A 1,186-nucleotide genomic window follows, 5' to 3' on the forward strand; every position below is an offset into this window, starting at 1 on the left:
TTAAGCGATTACAGAAGAAACCACACCCGCACCTACGGTACGACCACCTTCGCGAATCGCAAAGCGCAGACCTTCTTCCATAGCGATAGGCGCAATCAGTTCTACAGTAATGGTTACGTTCTCACCTGGCATTACCATTTCTACGCCTTCTTCCAAAGTAACTGCACCAGTTACGTCAGTAGTACGGAAGTAGAATTGTGGACGGTAGTTAGCGAAGAATGGAGTGTGACGACCACCCTCTTCTTTGCTCAGTACGTATACTTCTGCTTTGAATTTGGTGTGAGGAGTAATGGTACCTGGTTTAGCCAATACTTGACCACGCTCTACGTCTTCACGTTTGGTACCACGCAGCAATACGCCTACGTTGTCACCAGCTTGACCTTCGTCCAGCAGTTTGCGGAACATTTCAACGCCGGTACAAGTGGTTTTTTGGGTTTCTTTCAGACCTACGATTTCGATCTCGTCACCAACGTGGATGATACCGCGCTCTACACGACCAGTTACTACTGTACCACGGCCAGAGATAGAGAATACGTCTTCGATAGGCAACAAGAAAGGTTTGTCCACAGCACGCTCAGGTGTTGGGATGTAGCTGTCCAGAGCAGCAGCCAATTCGAAGATTTTCTCTTCGTAACCAGCGTCACCTTCCAAAGCTTTCAGTGCAGAACCTTGTACGATTGGGCAGTCGTCGCCTGGGAAGTCGTAGCTTGACAACAGGTCACGGATTTCCATTTCAACCAGTTCCAACAGCTCGGCATCGTCAACCATGTCGCATTTGTTCATGAATACGATGATGTAAGGTACACCTACTTGGCGAGCCAACAGGATGTGTTCGCGAGTTTGAGGCATAGGACCATCAGCTGCGGAACATACCAAGATCGCGCCGTCCATTTGGGCAGCACCGGTAATCATGTTTTTAACGTAGTCGGCGTGACCCGGGCAGTCTACGTGTGCGTAGTGACGAGTTTCAGTTTCGTATTCTACGTGTGAGGTATTAATGGTAATACCACGAGCTTTTTCTTCAGGAGCGTTGTCGATTTGGTCGTAAGCTTTTGCAGCACCACCGAATTTTTTAGCCAAAATAGTAGTCAGAGCAGCAGTCAGAGTGGTTTTACCATGGTCAACGTGACCGATGGTGCCAACGTTTACGTGCGGTTTGCTACGTTCAAATTTTTCCTTAGCCATG

The 1,186-nt window shown here is 48.4% G+C and carries 1 protein-coding gene; it reads right to left on the bottom strand.

The features are described 5' to 3' along the window. Entirely contained in the window at positions 1-1,185 is a 1,185-nt protein-coding gene (gene tuf, locus HMPREF3052_RS04815) for an elongation factor Tu (RefSeq protein WP_004520187.1), read from the bottom strand. Between the last annotated feature and the right edge of the window lies 1 nt (position 1,186).

The sequence above is a fragment of the Neisseria sp. HMSC056A03 genome, assembly GCF_001815685.1.
Classification (GTDB): Bacteria; Pseudomonadota; Gammaproteobacteria; order Burkholderiales; family Neisseriaceae; genus Neisseria; species Neisseria subflava.

Bases quoted from the DNA above. Each gene is read 5' to 3' on its own strand.
- tuf (WP_004520187.1), bottom strand. From the start codon at position 1,185: ATGGCTAAGGAAAAATTTGAACGTAGCAAACCGCACGTAAACGTTGGC.